Genomic DNA, 20,234 nt, shown 5'->3' with positions numbered 1-20,234 from the left:
TCGTGGGCGCGTTCCACCAAGCACGAGCGTCCGCGCGCGCACCGCTCGACCTCAACGTGAACGGCGTCGACGGCTTTACCTACCGTTGGTATCTTAATACTAATGGTATTTCAATCTGGTGACGTCCCAGAGCACGTCACGCTCGACATCGTCCATCTCGCACCGCTCGCCGCCCGCCGGTGGCACGCCGCGGCCCGTGCAATGCTCGCCGCCCGACCACCGGGACTGCGGGGCGGCGTCGTCGTCCGCTGCAACCGCGGCACGCGGGGCAGCGGGTTGCCACTCCTCGTGCCCGGAGGTCGCGGCGTCGTCCTCGGATGGGACGACCCCGCCGCGGCTGCAGAGGCGTGGCAGCGCCACGGGGCGGGGCTGGCCGTCGCGCCGGAGCGGCGCTTCAGCGCGGACGCCGAGGTCCGGCGCGTCCGCGAGCAGGACTGGCACGGGTGGCGGCCCGTGGCCGGCGGAGCGCCGGCCCGCGACGACGAGCCGGCGATCGCGCTCGTCCACGCGCTCCTGCGCCCGAGCGCCGTCGTCCCCTTCTCGCAGGCCAACAGGCGCGCTGTCGCGCACGCGCGTGACCGCGAGGCGCTGGTCGCGACGACCGCGCTCATGCGCGGCTCGCTGCTCGAGGCCACGTCGCTGTCGTGCTGGTCGACCGCCGGCGCCATGCGCGAGTACGCCTACCGACCCGGCGGTCACGCCGACGCGATGCGCGGATCGCAGGCGAACACCTGGCACCGCCGACGCTGCTTCGTCCACCTGCGCCCGGTCGCCGCCAGCGGCGGGCTCCCCGGCGGTCCGCCCGAGGCGTACCCTGGCCTGCCCGCAGTCCCGCGGACGTCACGGCGGCAGGGAGCAACCGCCTGACCCGCGACGCCTGCCCGATCCACCGACCGCGTGGACACGACATCCTTCGCGGAAGGACCTGGCGTCCACTCGGCGCGCTCACAGCGGTCCGCGTCCGTAGCGTGGAGGTGACCGTGTCCGCGACCGCCCGCCCAGCCGCCGAGACGCCCGACGTCGCGGGCCTCGCGCACGTCGGGACCGTCTCGTTCCTCGCCGGGCGGATCACGCCGGTCGGCGCGTTCTGGGTCTCGCTCGCCGGCGGTGTGGCGCTCGCCCGGATCGGATCGCGGGTCGGGGCCCGCGGCGGGTACGGCGCGTCCCTGGCGGTGATGACCGAGACCGTCGCCGTGATGGGACCCGCGCGGATCAGCGGGCCCGTGACGCAGGCGCTGAGCGCCCCGCTGCTCGGGGCGATGGCCGCCCGCGGACGGGGGACGGCCGCGCTGCTCGCCGCGTGCTTCGCGATCCGCCTGGCGCACTACGCGGTCCTCACCGCGTTCTTCATCGCGGTCATCGTCGGCGGCATCGACGCGTACGTGGACTCGTACGACCGCGTCGTCGAGCTGACCGGCGGGCTCCTGCCGTCCGGGGCGACAGCGGCACTCGTGCTCGGCCTGCTGTCGAACCTCGCCGGAGCCGTCGTCTTCTCCGCCGTGCAGGTCGCGGTCTACCGTCGCGCGCTGGCCGATGCCGCCCCCGTCGACGGCGCGGCCGAGCGGATCCCGTCGGTGGTCGCCGCCCCTGCGCGGTCGGCGCGGCGGCTCGTCGCGCTGGTGTGGGTCGTCGTCGCGGCCTGGTGCGTGATGCTCGCCACGCCGGCCTGGCCGGTCCTCGCCGTCGTCACCGCCGGGGTCGCCGCCGGGACCGCGGCCGCGCGCGGGGAGGGCCGGCGGTCGATGCGGCTGGGCGCCGGCCTCGGCGTGGCGCTCGCGCTCGGCGCGCTGGGCCCGGGCGTCCTCGGGGCGGTCCCGTTCGACGACGCGGCCCGCCGGGCCGTGCGCGCCCTGCTGCTCGTCGCCTCGGCGGCGGTGGTGCAGGGGATCGCGGGCCCCGACGGCGTCCGCCGGCTCGCCGCCGGCGCGCTCCACGCGCTCCGGCGCGCGCCCGGTGCGCGCGAGGCCGCCGCGCTGGCACCCGGGCTGCGCGCCGACCGGCGCGTGATCCCCGCCTCGCTGGAGCTCGTCGCGCGCGTGCGCGAGGCGGCCCCCTCGCCGCGCGCCCTCACGGCCGCCGTGCTCACCTGGGTCGACGACGAGGCACGCCGTGGCCCGGGCGCGCGCTGACCGCGGCGCGCCGCGTCAGCCCTGCGCGTCCATCACGCTGCGCACCAGCGCGACGATCTCCGGCGGTGCCTTCTCCGGGGAGCCCGCGTCGAACGGCGGCTGCGGGTCGTACTCGATCGCCAGCTGGACCGCCTGCGCCGCCTCGGGCGCGACGAGCCGCGCGACGAGCGTCAGGGCCATGTCGATCCCCGAGGAGACCCCCGCGGCGGTGATGACCTTCCCCTGCTCGACCACGCGCCGGCCGGTCGGGCGCGCCCCGAGCTCGGCGAGCTGGTCCATCGCCGCCCAGTGCCCGGTCGCCTCGAGCCCGTCGAGTATCCCGGCGGCCGCCAGCCACAGCGAGCCGGTGCACACCGACGTCGTGAACCGCGTGTGCTCGTGGACGCCACGCAGCCACGACAGGGCCCGCTCGTCGCGCAGCAGCGCGCGGGTCCCGAACCCGCCGGGGACGACGACCACGTCCGGGCGCGGGACGTCCTCCCACGCGCCGTCGGCGACCAGCGCCGCGGTGCCGCTCTCGTCCTTGACCGGCCCGGCCTGCTCGGCCAGCCAGTGGATGCGCGTGCCCGGCACGGCGGCGAGCACCTGGTAGGGCCCGACCGCGTCGAGCATCGTGAAGCGGTCGTACAGCGGGATGACGACGTCCATGGCCGTTGCTCCTCGGGGTCAGGCGGCCGACCGCAGCGTCGCGCGGAAGCGGTCGCGGTACGCGCCGGGGCTCGTGCCCAGGCGCCGGCGGAAGGCCCGCCGGAAGGTCTCGACGGTGCCGAAGCCACAGGCGGCCGCGACCTCCTCGGTCGTCGCCCGGCCGGCCTGCAGCAGCTCGCGGGCCCGCTCGACGCGGACCTGCTCCACGAACGCGGCGGGCGTCATGCCGGTCTCGCGCTTGAACGCCCGCGAGAAGCTCCGGGCCGGCATGCCCGCCCGCGCCGCCAGCGCCTCGACCGTGTGCGGCGCGCCCGGGTCCGCGCGGACCGCCTCCTGCGCGTCGCGCACCGGCGCGTGCTCGGCCGCCTGGAAGGCCAGCGGCACCGAGAACTGCGCCTGGCCGCCCGCGCGCGCCGTGTGGAGCACCAGCCAGCGCGCGACGTCGAGCGCCGCCTCGCGGCCGTGATCGTCCTCGACCAGCGCGAGCGCGAGGTCCATCCCCGCCGTGATCCCGGCGCTCGTCCAGACGTCGCCGTCGCGCACGTAGAGCGGGTCCGGGTCCACGCGGACCGCGGGGTGGCGGCGCTGGAGCTCCCCGGCGCGGCTCCAGTGCGTCGCCGCCCGGCGGCCGTCGAGCAGTCCGGCGGCGGCCAGGAGGAACGCGCCGGAGCAGACCGAGCAGGTCCGTCGCGCCCGGGCCGACAGGCGGCCCAGGGTGGCGACGAAGGGCTCGTCGCGCAGCGCCGCGCGCGTGCCGTCGCCGCCCGCCACGACGAGCGTGTCGAGCGGTCCGCGGACGTCGCGGGCCGCCCCGTCGGGGACGACGCGCAGTCCGCTGCTGCACCGCAGCGGCGCGCCGTCGGGCGAGACGAGCCGCAGGGCGTACCGCCCGCCGCCGCCGAGGCGGTCGGCGATCGCGAACACCTCGTGCGGACCGGTGAAGTCGAGCGCCTGCGCCCCCTCGAAGGCGACGACGACGATGCGGCGGGCGGACGGCATGGGCGCATGCTGCCGCCCGCCCGCGGTGGCCGCAAGGCCACCGCACGGACGATTCCGGCCAGCTCGCGGTCGCTCGACCGCGACCGGCTCAGACGCCGATGTTCAGGCGCATCGTCAGGCCGTCACCGGGCGCGCCGGTGACCGTCGCCAGCTGCGTGCCGTAGCCGTCGCTGAACACCATGTCCGTGTCGATCGAGAGCTGCGCGAGGTTCGCGGCGCTGTTGCCGTAGCCGCCGGCCGCGTAGACCTTCTCGCAGGCCTCCTGCGGCAGCGCGATCTGCGAGGTGCGCAGCTTCTGGCTGGCGGTCGTCGCCGCCTCCAGCGACTCGTAGACCTCGAAGTGGATGTGCGGCCAGCGGCCCGCGTAGGTGCCCGGGTAGATCGTCGTGAAGGTCACGTTGCCGTCCGCATCGGACTCCTGCACGCCGCGCAGGAAGTTCTCGCCCGCGACGTCGTCCTCGTACAGGGAGTACTTGCCGTCGGCCGTGCAGTGCCAGATGTAGATCGCCGCACCCGCCAGCGGGCCACCGCCGCCCTGCACGTCGATGAGCTTCAGCGCGACGGTCGCCTCCGCGCCGGTCGCCGTTCCCGACGCGTCGCCGATGCTCGTGCGGATGTCCTGGCGCACGACGCCCGACTCGGTCAGGACGTTCGGCCCGTTGGTCCCGTCGCCGGGGAACGGGCCGCCGGTCTCCTCGGGCACCGCCGACGTGCTGGAAGCGGCGGACCCGGTCGTCGTCGCCGTCGTGCTCGTCGCGGAGCTGCTCGTGGTCGTGCCCGTGGACGCCCCCTTGTCGGAGGAGCCGCAGCCCGCGAGGACGGCGCCGATCCCGGCGCCGAAGATCCCCAGCGCGCGGCGGCGGCTGACCATGATCGGGAGGTCGTGGGAGAGGCCCAGGTCGTGCTCGTGCTCGTGGTGGTCGCTCATGGCGGCCATTGCACCGGACGACCCTGGGCGTTCCCTGGGAGCCGCGCGTGACCCCGCTGGGGGATCCGGGCGTCCCGGCGGGGAGTCGCCACCGCCCCGTGCCGCTGCGAGCGTCGACCACATGACGACCACCACCCTGCTCGCCGCCTACCCGGGCCGCTACTTCGCCGCCTGGAACGGCCGCGACCTCGACGCCGTCGCCCCGATCCTCGCCGACGCCTTCCACTGGACCGACCCGCTGCTGCCCGCGCCGCTCGAGCACCTCGACGCCGCGCACGGGTTCTTCACCGGCAGCTGGGGCGCGTTCCCCGACCTGCGCTTCGAGCTCATCGGCGAGCCGCTGGTCGACGAGGCCGCCGCCCGCGTCGCGCAGGAGTGGCGCATGCTCGGCACGCACAGCGGCGAGTTCCCGCCGCTGCCCGTCACCGGCAAGCCGTTCGACGTCACCGGCACCGACGTCTTCACCGTCGACGAGGACGGCCGCGCGACCGTCGTCCGGGCGTACTACGACGCGCTCGGGCTGATGCGCCAGCTGGGCCTGGCCTGAGCCCGCCGGGCGGGCTACGCTCGCCCGCATGCGCCTTCCCGTCCGCGTCCTCGGCCTGCTCGTCGCGCTGCTGGCCGTGCCCGCCACCGCGGGGGCGGCCGTCGAGCGGATCGACCCGCGCACCACCGACCCGACGCTCGCCCGCGCCACCGGGCTCGCTGCCCATCACGTCTGGCGGGCGCAGGGCACGCCGCGCGGGACGCTCGTGCTGTTCCTCGGCGGCTCGAACAGCCTGCCCGGCGTCTACGAGGAGTTCGGGGCGCTCGCCGCCCGCCTCGGGCACGACGTCGTCGACCTGCGCTACCCCAACGCGCCCGTCGCGCGGCGCTGCCCCGACCCGCGACCGGCCGGCACCGCCGCGCTCGCCGCGCAGGACCGCTGCCTGGCCGACGTCCGCGGCGGCACCCTCTTCGGGACCGGCACCACCGTCGGCGGCGCCCCCGCCGGGGGCTGGCCCGCGACCGCCGGGGTCCGGCCGGCCGACGCGGTCAGCGGACGGCTCGTGAGCCTGCTCACCCGGCTGGGCTGGGAGCGCTACCTCGTCGCCGACGCCGGCTCCCCGTACGGCGCGCCCCGACGCGCCCGCCCGGACTGGCGGCGCATCGTCGTCGCCGGGCACTCGCAGGGCGCGGGACACGCGCTGTTCCTCGCGCGACGGCTGCCCGTCGCACGCGCGGTGATGCTCTCCGGCCCGCGTGACCGCACCGCGAACGGGACGCCCGCCTCCTGGCTGCGCGGTCCCGGCACCACCCCGACCGGAGCGCTGTTCGCGCTGCGCAACCAGCAGGAGGGGATGCTGTGCGACGGCTGCGACGCCGCCTGGGACGCGGCGGGCGTGACGAACCGAACGGTCACGAGCGGCTGCTCGCTGCTGCTCTGCACGCCGCTGCAGCAGCACAACGCGACGGCGGTCGACTCCGCCCTGCGCCGCGACCGCGACCGCCGACCCGTGCTGACGCCGGTGTGGTCGGCGATGCTCGACGCCCCCCGCGCGACGGCCGCCTCGAGGCGGGCCGCGCGCGGCGAGCGCCGCGTCAGGCGGTGAGGGCCGCAGCGTCCGCGGGCGCGGGCGCTGCGACCGGCACGACCTCGACCCCGATGCCGTTCATCCACGCGTTGCCCGAGGCGACGTCGATCGTCGCCGCGTCCCCGGGCACGAGGTCGTTGTAGCGGGCGCCACCGGCGGCGACCGCGGTCCGCCAGCCGCCCTTGTGCCCCCAGTGCTGGTTGAGGCCGACCGACCCAGGCATCACCTCGTCGGTGACGCGAGCCTCGACCTCGATCCGGCCCCAGCGCGAGGCGACCGCGACGGTCGAGCCGTCCTCGATCCCCCGCTCGCGGGCGTCGTCGGGATGGATCCGCAGGCGGCAGCCGCGGCCTCCCGCCATGAGCTTCGGGACGTTGTGCAGCCACGAGTTCTGGGAGCGCAGCTCGCGGATCGTGAACAGCCGCAGGGGGTGCTCGACGTCCGCGGTCGGCGTCGTGCGCATCCGCTGCATCTCGCGCGCGAAGAGGGGATCGCCGAGGTGCACGCGCTTGTCCTTCGTGTGGAGCTTGCGGCGCAGCACCCCGGTCTCGAGGCCGTCCTCGAGCTTGATCGCCCCGTCGTGGCGCAGCAGCTTGCGGCGGCTGAGGCCGCGCCGGCGCAGCCCGAACAGGTCGCCGTAGCGGCCGATCCGCATGAACAGGTCGACGGCCAGCGACGGCGGCACGCGCACCCCGAGGCGACCGAGGAGCTGGGCGCCCGGTGCGGGCGACGGGACGATCCCGATCCGCTTGCAGATCTGGTCGATGACCCACCAGTCGTCGCGCACGTCGCCGCGCGGCGGGACGATCGCCTCGGTCCACGACGCGTTGGGGATCGTGTAGTGGAGCTGGCCGAACAGCGGGAAGCCCTCGCGCTCGAGCAGCATCTTCGGCGGCAGCACGTAGTCGGCGTGCCGGTTGGTCTCGGTGATGTACGGGTCCAGCGAGACGAACAGGTCGAGGCCGGCGAGCGCGCGCTCCATGTCGTTGGACGCGGGCGAGGTCGTCGCCATGTTCGTCGACACCGCGATCATCGCGCGCAGCTGCCCGGGCCCGGGGGTCTCGGCCTCGCGCGGCAGGCACGCCAGCGGCGAGGTGCCGAGCACCTCGGGGATCCCGTCGACGCGCGTGCGCCAGCGGTCGTAGCCGTTGATCCGGAAGAGCTTCGTGAACGTCTCCGCGTCCAGGAACGGCATCGGGAAGACCATGCCGCCGGGCCGGTCGAGGTTGCCGGTGACGATGTTCAGCGCGTCGATGAGGTACTTCGTGAGCGTCGAGAAGCGGCTCAGGGACGCGCCGCAGCGGCCGTACACGCACGCCGAGGGCGCGGCGGCGAGGTCGCGCGCGAGCTGCTCGATCGTCGCGCGGGGGATGCCGGTCTCGGCGGCGGCGTGGTCGAGGTCGAGGTCCGCGACCATCGCGCGCAGCGCGTCCACGCCGGTGGCCTGGTGGGCGAGCATCGCCCGGTGCTCGAGGCCCTCGTCGAAGATCGTGCGGAGCATGCCCGCCAGCAGCCAGGCGTCGGAGTCCGGGCGGACCGGGACGTGCTCGTAGAGCTCCGCGGTCTCGGTGCGGCGCGGGTCGACGACGACGATGCGACCGCCGCGGCCGACGATGTCGTTCATCCGCCGGCGGACGTTGCCGACCGTGACCATCGAGCCGTGCGAGACCACCGGGTTGGCGCCGAGCACGAGCAGGAAGTCCGTGCGGTCGAAGTCCGGGACCGGGTTCGTGAGGTTGTGGCCGTAGAGGAGCTGCCCGACGACCCAGTAGTTGTTGATGTCGACCGAGCCCGCGCTGAAGAAGTGCTTCGTCCCGAGCGCGGCGGCCATGCCGAACGTCAGGAAGAACGCGCCGTAGTTCCAGCCGGTCGGGTTGCCGAGCGTGACGCCGACGGACTCCCGTCCGTGCTCGGCGATGACCGCGTTCAGCCGACGGCCGATGTCGTCGAGCGCCTCGTCCCAGGAGACCGGCTCGAACGTGCCGTCGGCGCGGCGGCGCTGCGGGGCGAGCACCCGGTCGGGGTCCTCGAGGATCTTCGGGTAGAGGATCCCCTTGGGGCAGGCGAACCCCTCGGAGTTGGGGTGGCTGTCGTCGGGCCGGACCTTCACGACGCGGTCGTCCTCGACGGTGGCCACCAGGCCGCACGTGGCCTCGCAGACCCCGCACCAGATCTTGTGCTCGGACATGGCGCGACGCTAGTCACCCGCCCGCGGGCGTGCCGGGAAAACCCCTCGCCCGGGGGACGAGAACCTCCCGCGCGGGTGCGGCCCGCGCTCAGGCGTCCGCGCCGGCGGCGCGCCGGCGCAGCAGCGCGCGCTCGCGCTCGTTGTCGGTCAGCTCGGCCGCCTGCGCGAACGCCGCGCGTGCCTCCTCGTTGCGTCCGAGCCGCTCGAGCAGGTCGCCGCGGACCGCGGGGAGCAGGTGGTAGCCGGGGAGCGCGTCCATCGCGACGAGCTGGTCGACGAGCGCGAGGCCGACCTGCGGCCCCCGCGCCATGCCGAGCGCGACCGCGCGGTTCAGCTCGACGACCGGGGACGGGGCGCGCTCGGCGAGCGTGTCGTAGAGCGCGGCGATCCGCCCCCAGTCGGTGTCCTGCGGGCGCGCCGCCCGCGCGTGGCACGCGGCGATCGCCGCCTGCAGCGCGTACGGGCCGGCCGGGGTCCCCTGCTCCTCGGCGCGGGCGAGCGCGTCGAGGCCGCGGCGGATCAGCAGGCGGTCCCAGCGCGAGCGGTCCTGGTCGAGCAGCAGGACCGGCTCCCCGCCCGGGCCGATCCGCGCGGCCAGCCGCGAGGCCTGCAGCTCCAGCAGGGCGGCGAGGCCGTGCACCTCGGGCTCCGTGGGCGCGAGCCCGGCGAGGATGCGGGCCAGGCGCAGCGCGTCCTCGCACAGCGCGGGCCGCGTCCAGTCGGCGCCGGAGGTGGCGGCGTAGCCCTCGTTGAACAGGAGGTAGATGACGCGCAGGACGGCGGCCAGGCGCGCGGGCCGCTCGTGCGGCTCGGGCTGCTCGAAGCGGACGTCGTGCTCGGTGAGCGTCCGCTTGGCCCGCACGATCCGCTGCTGCACGGTGGTGGTGCTGGTGAGGAAGGCGCGGGCGATCTCGGCGGTCGTGAGGCCGCCGACCATCCGCAGGGTCAGCGCCGCCTGCGCCTCCGGGCCGAGGACCGGGTGGCAGCAGGTGAAGACGAGGCGCAGGATGTCGTCGTCGATGTCGTCCATGGCGGCCACGAGGTCGTGGGTCTCCGGGGGGTCGGCGCGCTCGAGCTCGGTGCGGACGAGCTCGTGCTTGCGGTCGAGGTTCTGACGGCGGCGCAGCTGGTCGATCGCCCGGTTCGTCGCGGTCGACGTCAGCCAGGCGGCCGGGTTGTCCGGCACGCCGCTCTGCGGCCACGCGGTGAGCGCGGCCACGAGGGCGTCCTGCGCGAGGTCCTCGGCGAGCGCGACGTCGTGCACGATGCGGGCGACGCGGGCGATGATCCCGGCCGCCTCGATCCGCCAGACCGCCTCGACGCGGGCCGCGACGCCGCCGGCGGGGCCGCCGGCGCGTCGCCCGTCGTCCCGGGGGGCGCGGGTCAAGCGTCGGCGTCCCGCAGGACCGCCTGGACGTCCTGCGGGAAGTCCTCCATCTCCTGCACGCGGCGCAGCTCGACGATGTCGCCGGGGCTGCCGGGGACGCGGCTGGCCCACTCGAGCGCCTCGGCGTGGTCCTTGACCTCCAGCATCCAGAAGCCGCCGACGAGCTCCTTGGCCTCCGCGAACGGGCCGTCGAAGATCGTGCCCTTGCGGTCGGCGTCGAACTTCACCTGGACCGCCTCGTCGGGGCCGTGGAGGCCCTCGCCGGAGAGCAGGACGCCGGCCTTCTCGAGCTGCTCGTTGTAGGCGCCCATCTCCTCGAAGAGCGCCGGGTCGAGCGGCACGTCGGGGTTGTAGGCGTGGGGGCCGGGGATCATGAACATCGTGTAGCGGGGCATGTGGTTCCTCTCGGTGGAAGGGGTCGTTCTACACGGGACGACGATCGACGTCCTGCCCGATCGACACGGCCGACGAACGCTGACACGCCACGTTCTTGCGCCTTAACGATCGTTAGGGAGATCCGCTATGGTCGGGTCATGGACTTCCGCGACAGCCCGCAGGACGCCGCGTACCGCGCCACCGTCCGCGCGTTCCTCGAGCAGGCCGTCGCCGCCCTCCCCGGTCCCGAGCCGGCCACGATGGAGGAGCGCCTCCCGTACTGGCAGGGCTGGCAGCGGACGCTCGCCGACGGCGGCTACGCGGGCCTGTCGTGGTCGGCGGCACACGGCGGCCAGGAGGCCACGCTCGTGCAGCAGGCGATCTTCCTCGAGGAGTACGACCGCGCCGGCGCGCCCGACCGGCTCAACATCCTCGGCGAGAACCTCTGCGGCCCGACGCTCATCGACTTCGGCACCGACGCGCAGCGCGAGCGCTTCCTGCGCCCGATCCTGCGCGGCGACTCCGTCTGGTGCCAGCTCTTCAGCGAGCCCGGCGCCGGCTCCGACCTCGCCGCGCTGGAGGCCCGCGCCGTGCGCGACGAGGCCGCCGGCGGCTGGCGGATCAGCGGCCAGAAGGTGTGGACCAGCCGCGCCCAGATCGCCGACCACGGCATGCTGCTCGCGCGCACCGGGCCGCCCGGGTCCCGCCACGGCGGCATCACCTACTTCCTGCTGCCCATGCGTCAGGACGGCGTCACCGTCCGCGGCCTGCGCCACATCCTCGGCGAGCCCGAGTTCAACGAGGTGTTCCTCGACGACGCGTTCGTCCCCGACGACCTCGTCCTCGGTCCCGTCGACGGCGGCTGGAAGATCGCGATGGCGACCCTCGGGTACGAGCGCGTGATCCTCGCCACCGGCCGCGTGAACATGCAGCGGCTGTTCGACGACCTCGTCGCCGAGATCCGCGCCTCCGGCACCGGGGACGACCCGTTCGTGCGCCGCACCATGGCCGACCTGCACGTCCGCACCCGGGTCTACCGCCTCAACGGGCTGCGCGCGCTCAGCGCCATGGCCTCCGGCACGCCCGGCCCCGCGTCCTCGCTCGGCAAGCTGCTCAGCGGGCCGCTGCTGGAGGACATGGCCGACTTCGCCACCGCGCGGCACGGGCTCGCCGGGCAGCTCGACCCCTACGACGCCGACGACGCGCAGGCCGCGCGCTGGCTGAAGCTCGCCTACCAGGCGCGCGGCACCGCGATCGCGGGCGGCACGACGTTCATCCAGAAGAACATCGTCGCCGAGCGCGTCCTGCGCCTGCCGCGCGCGTAGGCTCCCGGCCGTGCGCGCGGTCGTCCTGCAGGAGTTCGGCGAGCCCGCGGTCCTGCGGGTCCACGACGGCGTCCCGGACCCGGTCGTCCCGGACGGCTGGGTGCTCGTGCGGCTCCACGCGTGCGCGCTGAACTGGCACGACGTGCTGCTGCGCCAGGGCGTCTACGACGTGCCGCTCCCGCGCGTGCCCGGCTCCGACGGCGCGGGCGTGCGGGCCGACACCGGCGAGCAGGTCCTCGTCCTGCCGTCCCTGTTCTGGGGCGGGGCGGAGCGCGCCCCCGGGCCCGGGTTCCAGATCCTCGGCGACCGCACCGACGGCACCCACGCCGAGCTCGTCGCGCTCCCCGCCGAGAACGTGCGCCCGCTGCCCGCCGGCTGGTCGTTCGTCGAGGCGGCGGCCCTGCCGCTCGCCGGGCTGACCGCGTACCGGGCCCTGTTCGCGCGCGCCGGGCTCGTCGCCGGGGAGACCGTGCTCGTCCTCGGCGCCGGCGGCGGGGTGGCGACGATGGCGATCGCGCTGGCGCGGATGGCCGGGGCGCGCGTGCTCGTCACGACCTCGACCGAGGCGAAGCTCGAGCGCGCGATCGGCCTGGGCGCCGACGGCGGCGTGCTCTACACGTCGGCCCACTGGGGTGCCGCGGTCCGCGAGATGGCCGGCGGGGTCGGGGTCGACGTCGTGGTCGACTCGGTGGGCTCCACGTGGCCGGAGGCGCTCACCGCGCTCGCCGACGGCGGGCGGCTGGTGACGTTCGGCGCCACGGGCTCCGCCGACGCGCACGTCGACGTGCGCCGCCTCTACTTCGCCCAGCAGACGATCCTCGGCACGACGATGGGATCGCCGCGCGACGCCGACGGGCTGCTCGCCCTCGTCGCGCAGGCCCCGGACTGGCGCCCGGCGATCGACGCGGTCGCACCGCTCGACGAGATCGCCGCGATGCACGAGCGGATGGCGCGCCGCGAGCACGTCGGCAAGCTCGTCCTGACCGTGCCCTGAACGACGAACGGGGCCCCGCAGGACCCCTTCCGTACCCAGAGTATGGCCACCCCGGGGGCTTGATTCAAGGCCCCGGGTGTGTCCCATACTGCCTCGCCGTGGACGACATGGTCATGGCACTGGACGAGGTCGACGGGGCGCTGCGGGCGACCGTGGGAGGGAAGGCGGCGCAGCTCGGCGCGCTCGCCCGGATCGCCGGCGTGCGGGTGCCGGACGGGTTCGTGGTGACGACCGCGGCGACCCACGGCACCGACGGACTGCCGCCCGCCGCGGTCGCGGCGATCGCCGCGGCGGTCGACCCGGACGCCGCGTACGCGGTGCGGTCCAGCGCGACCGTCGAGGACGCGCCGGACGCCTCGTTCGCCGGTCAGTTCACCTCGGTCCTCGGGGTGGTCGGGGTCGACGCGGTGCTCGCCGCCGTCGACCGCGTGCGGGCGTCCCGCCTCGACGACCACGCGGCCAGGTACGCCGCACACGTCGCCGCGGACGCCCCGGTCGCGATGGCCGTCGTCGTGCAGCGCATGGTCGACGCGCGCGTCTCCGGGGTCCTCTTCACCGCCGACCCCGTGACCGGTGACCGGCGGGTCGCGCGCGTCGAGGCGACCGCCGGACTCGGCCAGGCGCTCGTCGACGGCACGGTCACCCCGGACGGCTACACGGTGCGGGACGGCAGCGTCAGCGGCGAGGGCGTCCTGCCCGCGCCGCAGGTCGCGGAGCTCGTCGCGCTCGGGCGTCGCGTCGAGGCCGCGCTCGGCGCCCCCCAGGACCTCGAGTGGTGCCTGGACGAGGACGGGTTCGCGTTCGTGCAGGCCCGGCCGATCACGACCCTGTTCCCGCTGCCCGCCGGTGCGGACGACGGCGACCCGCACGTCTACGTGTCCGTCGGGCACCAGCAGATGATGACCGACGCGATGGCGCCGCTCGGCCGGTCGCTGTGGCGCCTCGTGGCCCGGCCGGTGATGCACGAGGCGGGCGGCCGCCTGTTCGTCGACGTCGCGCCGCTCCTCGCCTCACCGGCCGGACGCTCCGTCCACCGGACGCTCGCCGAGCACGACCCGCTGCTCGGCGACGCGCTCGACACCGTGCTCGCGAGCGGCCTGGTCCCCGACCTCCCCGGTGACCCCGAGGACGCCGTCCCGCTGCCGGCCGCCGCGGAGCCGCTCCCCGCCGACCCGGCGATCGTGCAGGAGCTGATCGACGCGATCGACGCGGACGAGGCCGCGTCCGCGGAGCGCCTGCGCGCGGCGGGCGGGCCGACCGTGGTCGCCGCGATCCGCGAGGACGTCGCGCAGCTCAAGGCGTCGCTGTTCGACCCCCGATCCCACCGGGCGATCATGACCGGGATGGACGCCACCGCATGGCTGGACGAGCACCTCGCGCGGTGGCTGGGCGAGCGTGGTGCCGGGGACGTCCTCAACCGGTCCGTGGCCGGCAACGTCTCCTCCGAGATGGGCCTCGCGCTGCTGGACGTCGCCGACGTCGCCCGCCGGTCCCCGGCGGCGTGCGCGGTCCTCGACGCCGCGACCGACCGGACGTTCCTGGGGCGGCTCGACGCGGTGCCGGGCGGGCCGGAGGTCCGGCGGGCGCTGGAGGAGTGGCTCGACCGCTACGGCATGCGCTGCAGCGGGGAGATCGACGTGACGCGCACCCGCGTGCGCGAGCGGCCGTGGACCCTCGCGCCGACGCTGCTGGCCCACGTGCGCCACGCCGAGGACGGGGCGGGCAACCGCCGCTTCGAGGAGGGCCGGCTGACCGCGCTCACCTACCGGGACGAGGTGCTCGCCCGGCTGCGCGAGCGACCGGACGGCGAGCGGCTCGCGCGCGAGACCGCGTTGCGGATCGACCGGGTGCGGACGTTCGCCGGGTATCGCGAGTACCCGAAGTACGCGATCGTCCGGCGGCTCGGCCGCTACCGGGAGCTGCTGCTCGCCGAGGCGGCGCGGCTGACGGACGCCGGCGTGCTGCGCGCGCCCGACGACGCCGCCCTGCTGACGCTCGACGAGCTCGAGACCGCCGCGCGGACCGGCGCACCGGTCGACGACCTACTGCTGCAGGAGCGCGCGCGGCGGCACCGTGCCGACCGTCGGCTCGAACCGCCGCGGGTGCTCCTCAGCACCGGCGAGGCGCTCCACGGCCGGCTGCACCGCGACGGCGTGCCCGCCGGGGCGCTCGTGGGCCTGGCGGTCTCGCGCGGCACGGTCGAGGGCCGGGCGCGCGTGGTGCTCGACCCGACCGGCGTCGCGCTCGGGCCGGGCGACGTGCTCGTCACCGCGCACACCGATCCGAGCTGGTCGCCGGTGTTCGTCGGGATCGCCGGGCTCGTCACCGAGGTCGGCGGCGCGATGACCCACGGCGCGGTCGTGGCGCGCGAGTACGGGCTGCCCGCGGTCGTCGGCGTCGCCGGCGCGACGCGGCGGATCCCCGACGGCGCGCGGGTCCGCGTGCACGGGACGGACGGGATCGTCGAGGTGCTCGACGGCGGTCGTGTGGACCGCTGATCCCTCCCGGAAGGATCTCCCGTCCACGCGGCCCGTGGAAGACTGCGGGCATGGCTCTGACGCTCCTGCACAACCCGCACTGCTCCACCTCGGTCCACGCGCTCGACGCGCTCGAGGACGCCGGGCACGAGGTGACCGTCCGCAAGTACCTGCTCGTCAAGGAGCGCCTGGACGAGGACGAGCTGCGCTCCCTCGCGACGCGGCTCGTCGGCGACCCGGTCGACGCGCTGATCCGGCGCGACGCGACCTACAAGAAGCTCGGCCTGGAGGCCGACGGCTGGGACGCCGAGCAGGTCGTCGCCACGCTCGTGGAGCACCCGTCGCTGCTGCAGCGCCCGATCCTCGACGACGGCGAGCGCGCGCAGATCGGCCGGCCGCGGTCCCGCGCCGCCGAGTGGGCGCAGGCCGGCCGCGTCGCCTGACCGGCGCAGCGCCCGACGGCGGGCCGCCGCCCCGCTACGGCACGAGGGCCAGGAACAGGAAGACGCTGAACAGCACGAGGTGCAGGGCGCCCTCCTGCACGGTCGCGCGCCCGGGCAGCACGGTCAGGGCGCCGACGACGACCGAGATCGTCAGCAGCACGATCTCGGTCGAGCCGAGCCCGAGCAGCAGCGGCCCGTCGAGCCAGATCGACGCGATCGCGATCGCCGGGATCGTCAGGCCGATGCTCGCCATCGCCGAGCCGAGCGCGAGGTTCAGCGACGTCTGCACCCGACCCCGCGCCGCGTTGCGGTAGGCGGCGAGCGTCTCGGGCAGCAGCACCACGAGCGCGATCACGACGCCGACCGCCGACTGCGGCGCGCCGATGCTCGACACGAGGTCCTCGATCGCCGACGACTCGAGCTTCGCGAGTCCGACGACCGCCACCAGGGCGAGGACGAGCAGGCCCAGGCTGCGCAGCGCCTCGCGGTCCGACGGCGGGGCGGCGTGATCGCCGTCGTCGTCCGCGACGACGCCGTCCCCGTCCCCGGGCAGGAAGTAGTCGCGATGGCGCACGGTCTGCACGAACACGAACAGCCCGTAGACGGCCAGGCTCGCGACCGCGGCGAACGCCAGCTGCGAGGACGAGAACTCCGGTCCGGACTCCGCCTCGGTGAAGGTCGGCAGCACCAGGCAGAGCGTCGCGAGCGTCGCGACGGTGGCGAGCGCGGTCGCCGTCCCCTCCGCGTTGAACGACGCGGTGCGGTGCTTCAGCGCGCCCACGAGGACGGACAGACCGAGGATCCCGTTGATGGTGATCATCGCCGCGGCGAACACGGTGTCGCGGGCGAGCGTGGACGTCTCGTCGCCGCCGCTGATCATCAGCGTGACGATCAGCGCGACCTCGATGACCGTGACCGCGACGGCCAGGACCAGCGACCCGAACGGCTCGCCGACCCGGTGCGCGACGACCTCCGCGTGGTGCACGGCGGAGAGCACCGCGGCGCCGAGCAGCAGGCCGGCGAGGACGAGCACGAGCGTCCCCGGCTTGCTGCCGAACGTGACGGCGGCCGCGATCGCGGCCACCACCGGCACGACGTCGGTCCAGGGCAGCGCGCGCGAACCGAGGCGCAGGGACGGGGCGTTCACCGCTCCCAGGCTACCCGCCGGGCGTCACGCTCAGACGCCCGGCGACCGGCGCGTCAGCGCTCCGGGGTCCACTCCGCCCGCAGCTCCTTGACGCCGTGCACGACGTTCGCGTCGAGGAACCGCGGCGTCCCCACCACGCGGATGTCCGGCATCCGCGAGTAGATCTCGCGGAAGATCGAGCGCAGCGTCAGGCGGGCCAGCGCCGCGCCCATGCAGTAGTGCGGGCCGCCGCCGCCGAAGCCGACGTGGCGGTTGACCTCACGGGTGATGTCGAACTCCATCGGCCGGTCGAAGACCTGCTCGTCGCGGTTGCCCGAGCAGTACCAGAGCGCGACCTTGTCACCGGCCTTCATCTCCACGCCGCCGAACTCGACGTCCTGCGTGACCGTGCGGCGGAAGTGCAGCAGCGGCGTGGCGTAGCGGACCGCCTCCTCGGCGAGCTGCTCGCCGAGCGTCGCGTCGGTGAGGTTCGCCTGCCACAGCTGCTTCTGCTCCGGGAACCGCTCGAAGTTCCAGATCGTGTGGGCGATCGTGTGGCGGGTCGTGTCGTTCGCCGCCGCGGAGAGCAGCGCGAAGAACGAGCCGACCTCCCAGTCCTCGAGCGTGCCGTCCTCGGTCTGCGCCTGGCAGACCCAGGTGAGCAGGTCGTCCTGCGGGTTCTCGCGCCGCGCGGCGATCGCGTCGAGCGCGATGTCGTTGAGGCGGAACGCGGCGTCGCCGAACAGCTCGATCGCCTCCTTGCCGTCGCGCAGCTCCTCGTCGGACCAGGACGCCATGTCCTCGGCGCACTGCATGACCTCCTCGCGCAGATCCCCGGGCGGGATGCCGAACAGGTTCGCGAACAGGCGGCCGGGAAGCTGCTTGCACAGCGTGGTCGCCAGGTCCGCCTCGCCGAGGGGCGCGATCTCGTCGACGATCTGCTTCGCCTGCGCGGCGATGTCGTGCTCGAGCTTGCGCATGTTGCCCGGGGTGAACGCCGACCAGACGATCCCGCGCAGCTCCTTGTGGCGCGGCGCGTCGGTGACGATGAACGACAGCGACCCCTGGATGACGACGTCGGGGAAGTCCTCCATGAAGATGCCGCTCGCGGAGCTGAACGTCTTCGTGTCGCGCGAGGCCTTCTGGATCAGCTCGTGGGTGTTGATGCCCCAGAAGTCGCGGGCGCCCTCCTCCGGCTCCAGGAGGTGCGACTCCAGCGGACGGTGCCGGGAGATCGGCGACTCGGCGCGGAGCTTCGCGAAGGTCTCCTCGCGCTGGTCGAAGGTCAGGTCCCGCCAGAACCCGAAGCTGGAGATGTCGTGCTCGACACGTGCTGTGGCCATGGGGCCAGCAGATCAGGACCGTCGGGGCGTGTCCTCCCCCCGAGGGGTACTGCGCCTCCCTCACCGGTGGGCCGCGAGCAGCTCGTCGAACGCGTCCGCGGTCGCATCGCGCAGCCCGTCGGGATCCGTCACCGCCGCGGAGTCCGAGGTGAGGCCGATGCCGCAGCGCTCGCCGTGCGAGGTGATCGTCATCGTGACCGCCGCGCCCGCGGTCGGGCCGAAGACCGCCATCGACTCGACCTTCGCGCCCGCGACGTACGCCTCGCGGTCCAGCCCGCGGAACGTGAAGCACTGCAGGTCGCACGCGCGCGTGAAGCCGCCGGCGATGCGCTCGAGCAGCGGCGTCGGCGCGCGGCTGAGGACGGCGGCGGTGGCGCGCAGGAGGTCGACCGGCGGCGCCTCCCAGACCTCGCGCGCGCGGAGGCCCGCGACGCGGATCCGCTCGGTCGGGTCGAGCACGCCCGCGGGACCCGCGATGCGGGCACGGGCGAGGCGGTTCATCGTCGCGCCCGCGAGGTGGACGCCGGTCGGCACGGCGACCGGGATGTCCCCGAGCTGCTCGCCACGGTCGGCCGCGTAGCGGGCGACGCCGCCCAGCGCGCCCGCGAGGAAGACGTCCCCCAGCGAGGCGCCGTTGCGGTCCGCCGCCGCGCGCAGGTCGGCGGTCGCGAGCTCGAGGAAGCGGAACTGCCGGGCGGCGCCGCGACCGCGCAGGAGGGTGGAGGGGCGGCCGGGCGCGCCGGACACCAGGCGGTCGACGGCGGTCGCGGTGGTGCGCACGCCGCCGACGGTGCGCGCCGGACGGCTCACCGCCGTCGCGCCGCCGAACGCGAGCTTCGCGGCGGCCAGCGGCGCGCGGGCGGCCAGGCGCGCGGCGTGCTGCACGCTGAGGCCGAGCGCCCAGCGGTCGTCGTGCGCGGTGTCGGGGAGCAGCGGCTTGCCCGAGGTCGGCTCGCGCCGATCGCTGTGCACGAGGTCGAACAGCTCGATGATCCCCGCGCCGTCCGCGAGCGCGTGGTGGACCTTGAGGAGGTAGACGGCCTTCCCGTCCGCGAGGCCTTCGACCAGCACGCCCTGCCACAGCGGCCGGTCCGGATCGAACACGGTCATGTGGAGGTCGGCCGCGACCTCCAGGGCGTCCTGCACCGAGGAGCCCGGGCGCAGCGCGACGCGCCGGACGTGGTGGGCGAGGTCGACCCGCGTGTCGCACCAGGCCGGCGGGCCGATCCGCAGCGGGTCGTCCACCACCCGCTGGCGCAGGCGCGGGATCCGCGCGAGGCCGAAGCGGTGACCGTCGACGAGCCGCTGCCAGTCCGGCACGGTGTCGAGCACCTCGACCACGACGCTCGCCGCGCGGAAGCCCGGGTTCGCGCTCGCGCGCCAGAGCGCGGCCTCGAGCGCGTTCATCTCCGTGCCCTGACCCCAGCGGACCTGCAGGCGGTCGTAGGGGTTCACCGGGGCCGCGGTCATCCGACCAGCGCCTCGTCCACCGCGGTCGTGACCTCGAGGATCGTCGCCGCGACCTGCGCCGGGTCGTCGTACATCGGCACGTGGCCGACGCCGTGCATCGCCAGGAACTCGGCCTGTGGCAGGTGCTGCAGCAGCGGGCGGCCGTGCCGGTCGGCCGGGATCGTGCGGTCGTTCTGCGACCACGCCACCCGGATCGGGCAGGTCACGTGCGACATGTCCTGCGAGAACGGGCCGTCGCGGACCGTCGCCTCCATGAACGAGTCGAGGATCGTGCAGCCGCCGAGATCCTCCAGCATCTCCAGCAGGGCATCCGGCGGGACGCGGTCCCCGCGCTCCATCGTCGCGCGCAGCGCGAACTTGCGGACCGGGCCCGGCAGCAGCTCGGCCCGCAGGAACGGCGCGGCGCGGATGCCGAGGCGCACGCTGCTGCCGATGATCCTCGCGGTCCGCTGCAGGTCGCGCATCTCCTCCCAGCCACCGGCGGGCGAGAGAGCGACGACGGACCGCGCGCGGCCACGCCGGGCGAGCTCCAGCGAGAGCCAGCCGCCGAGCGAGTTGCCGCTGAGGTGCACGGTGTCGAGGCCGAGGTCGTCGAGCGAGCGCTCCAACGCATCGGCCAGCGCCGCGATCCCCACCGTCGCACCGGGCGCGATGTCCGGGCCGCCGTGGTGGCACGGCAGCGTCAGCGCGATGACGTCGTGGCAGCTCTCGAGCGGCGCGAGGACCGGCCGCCACATGCGCCACGTCCCGGTGAATCCGTGCAGGAGGACGAGCGGGGAGCCCTGCCCTCCCCGGTGGTATGGCGCTGGACCTTCGGACGGCACGTCC

The 20,234-nt window shown here is 75.2% G+C and carries 18 protein-coding genes; 8 read left to right on the top strand and 10 right to left on the bottom strand.

Annotated elements, in window-relative coordinates; genetic code table 11:
- Nucleotides 1–102 precede the first annotated feature (102 nt).
- Nucleotides 103–867, top strand: a complete 765-nt coding sequence (locus C7Y72_RS07490) for a hypothetical protein (RefSeq protein ID WP_146175291.1) — start codon at nt 103–105, stop codon at nt 865–867.
- 113 nt (nt 868–980) lie between these two features.
- A complete protein-coding gene (locus tag C7Y72_RS07485) occupies nt 981–2,129 on the top strand; it encodes a hypothetical protein (RefSeq protein WP_146175290.1) in 1,149 nt (382 codons plus the stop codon).
- Between the two features lie 15 nt (nt 2,130–2,144).
- Here the strand turns inward: C7Y72_RS07485 and C7Y72_RS07480 are convergent, their stop codons facing one another.
- The 3 genes from C7Y72_RS07480 to C7Y72_RS07470 all read right to left on the bottom strand — a co-directional run bounded on the left by C7Y72_RS07480 (nt 2,145) and on the right by C7Y72_RS07470 (nt 4,704).
- Complete coding sequence (locus C7Y72_RS07480) at nt 2,145–2,777, bottom strand: DJ-1/PfpI family protein (RefSeq protein ID WP_107568143.1); 633 nt, start codon at nt 2,775–2,777, stop codon at nt 2,145–2,147.
- Nucleotides 2,778–2,795: 18 nt separating this feature from the next.
- Nucleotides 2,796–3,776 carry a GlxA family transcriptional regulator gene (locus tag C7Y72_RS07475; protein WP_107568142.1) on the bottom strand — a complete coding sequence of 327 codons (981 nt, stop codon included), beginning with the start codon at nt 3,774–3,776 and terminating at the stop codon, nt 2,796–2,798.
- Between the two features lie 88 nt (nt 3,777–3,864).
- Nucleotides 3,865–4,704: a dioxygenase family protein gene (locus tag C7Y72_RS07470; RefSeq protein WP_199223877.1), complete on the bottom strand. Its 840-nt coding sequence runs from the start codon at nt 4,702–4,704 to the stop codon at nt 3,865–3,867.
- 121 nt (nt 4,705–4,825) lie between these two features.
- Here C7Y72_RS07470 and C7Y72_RS07465 point away from each other — a divergent pair, with 121 nt between their 5' ends.
- Both C7Y72_RS07465 and C7Y72_RS07460 read left to right on the top strand, forming a co-directional pair.
- Nucleotides 4,826–5,251, top strand: a complete 426-nt coding sequence (locus C7Y72_RS07465; protein WP_107568140.1) for an ester cyclase — start codon at nt 4,826–4,828, stop codon at nt 5,249–5,251.
- 28 nt (nt 5,252–5,279) lie between these two features.
- A complete protein-coding gene (locus tag C7Y72_RS07460; RefSeq protein ID WP_107568139.1) occupies nt 5,280–6,296 on the top strand; it encodes a hypothetical protein in 1,017 nt (338 codons plus the stop codon).
- Here the strand turns inward: C7Y72_RS07460 and C7Y72_RS07455 are convergent.
- The 3 genes from C7Y72_RS07455 to C7Y72_RS07445 all read right to left on the bottom strand — a co-directional run bounded on the left by C7Y72_RS07455 (nt 6,286) and on the right by C7Y72_RS07445 (nt 10,248).
- Nucleotides 6,286–8,466 carry a molybdopterin-dependent oxidoreductase gene (locus C7Y72_RS07455; protein ID WP_107568138.1) on the bottom strand — a complete coding sequence of 727 codons (2,181 nt, stop codon included), beginning with the start codon at nt 8,464–8,466 and terminating at the stop codon, nt 6,286–6,288. The two genes, C7Y72_RS07460 and C7Y72_RS07455, sit on opposite strands and share 11 nt — an antisense overlap.
- A gap of 88 nt (nt 8,467–8,554) precedes the next feature.
- Nucleotides 8,555–9,853, bottom strand: a complete 1,299-nt coding sequence (locus tag C7Y72_RS07450) for an RNA polymerase sigma factor (RefSeq protein ID WP_107568137.1) — start codon at nt 9,851–9,853, stop codon at nt 8,555–8,557.
- Complete coding sequence (locus C7Y72_RS07445; RefSeq protein ID WP_107568136.1) at nt 9,850–10,248, bottom strand: YciI family protein; 399 nt, start codon at nt 10,246–10,248, stop codon at nt 9,850–9,852. Before C7Y72_RS07445 ends, C7Y72_RS07450 begins: the two co-directional genes overlap by 4 nt.
- 138 nt (nt 10,249–10,386) lie before the next feature.
- Here C7Y72_RS07445 and C7Y72_RS07440 point away from each other — a divergent pair, with 138 nt between their 5' ends.
- The 4 genes from C7Y72_RS07440 to C7Y72_RS07425 all read left to right on the top strand — a co-directional run bounded on the left by C7Y72_RS07440 (nt 10,387) and on the right by C7Y72_RS07425 (nt 15,467).
- Nucleotides 10,387–11,553 carry an acyl-CoA dehydrogenase family protein gene (locus C7Y72_RS07440; RefSeq protein WP_107568135.1) on the top strand — a complete coding sequence of 389 codons (1,167 nt, stop codon included), beginning with the start codon at nt 10,387–10,389 and terminating at the stop codon, nt 11,551–11,553.
- Between the two features lie 10 nt (nt 11,554–11,563).
- On the top strand, nt 11,564–12,547 hold the full coding sequence (locus C7Y72_RS07435; protein ID WP_107568134.1) for a zinc-binding dehydrogenase: 984 nt from the start codon (nt 11,564–11,566) through the stop codon (nt 12,545–12,547).
- 107 nt (nt 12,548–12,654) lie between these two features.
- Complete coding sequence (locus tag C7Y72_RS07430) at nt 12,655–15,045, top strand: phosphoenolpyruvate synthase (RefSeq protein WP_107569689.1); 2,391 nt, start codon at nt 12,655–12,657, stop codon at nt 15,043–15,045.
- A 50-nt stretch (nt 15,046–15,095) separates the two neighbouring features.
- Nucleotides 15,096–15,467, top strand: a complete 372-nt coding sequence (locus C7Y72_RS07425; RefSeq protein WP_107568133.1) for an arsenate reductase family protein — start codon at nt 15,096–15,098, stop codon at nt 15,465–15,467.
- A gap of 34 nt (nt 15,468–15,501) precedes the next feature.
- Here C7Y72_RS07425 and C7Y72_RS07420 read toward each other — a convergent pair whose 3' ends face one another.
- From C7Y72_RS07420 to C7Y72_RS07405, 4 genes are read right to left on the bottom strand one after another with little or no spacing between them, the layout of a single operon-like run.
- Nucleotides 15,502–16,614 carry a calcium:cation antiporter gene (locus C7Y72_RS07420; protein WP_107568132.1) on the bottom strand — a complete coding sequence of 371 codons (1,113 nt, stop codon included), beginning with the start codon at nt 16,612–16,614 and terminating at the stop codon, nt 15,502–15,504.
- Between the two features lie 53 nt (nt 16,615–16,667).
- The gene (locus C7Y72_RS07415; protein WP_107568131.1) at nt 16,668–17,936 is read right to left on the bottom strand and encodes a cytochrome P450; all 1,269 of its coding nucleotides are present in this window, start codon (nt 17,934–17,936) and stop codon (nt 16,668–16,670) included.
- Between the two features lie 60 nt (nt 17,937–17,996).
- On the bottom strand, nt 17,997–19,406 hold the full coding sequence (locus C7Y72_RS07410) for a wax ester/triacylglycerol synthase domain-containing protein (RefSeq protein ID WP_107568130.1): 1,410 nt from the start codon (nt 19,404–19,406) through the stop codon (nt 17,997–17,999).
- The gene (locus C7Y72_RS07405) at nt 19,403–20,230 is read right to left on the bottom strand and encodes an alpha/beta fold hydrolase (protein WP_199223875.1); all 828 of its coding nucleotides are present in this window, start codon (nt 20,228–20,230) and stop codon (nt 19,403–19,405) included. Before C7Y72_RS07405 ends, C7Y72_RS07410 begins: the two co-directional genes overlap by 4 nt.
- Nucleotides 20,231–20,234 lie beyond the last annotated feature (4 nt).

The organism is Paraconexibacter algicola, assembly GCF_003044185.1.
Lineage (GTDB): Bacteria > Actinomycetota > Thermoleophilia > Solirubrobacterales > Solirubrobacteraceae > Paraconexibacter > Paraconexibacter algicola.
The sequence above is the reverse complement of the archived record's forward strand: the minus strand, read 5'-3'. Positions and strand labels throughout refer to the sequence as shown.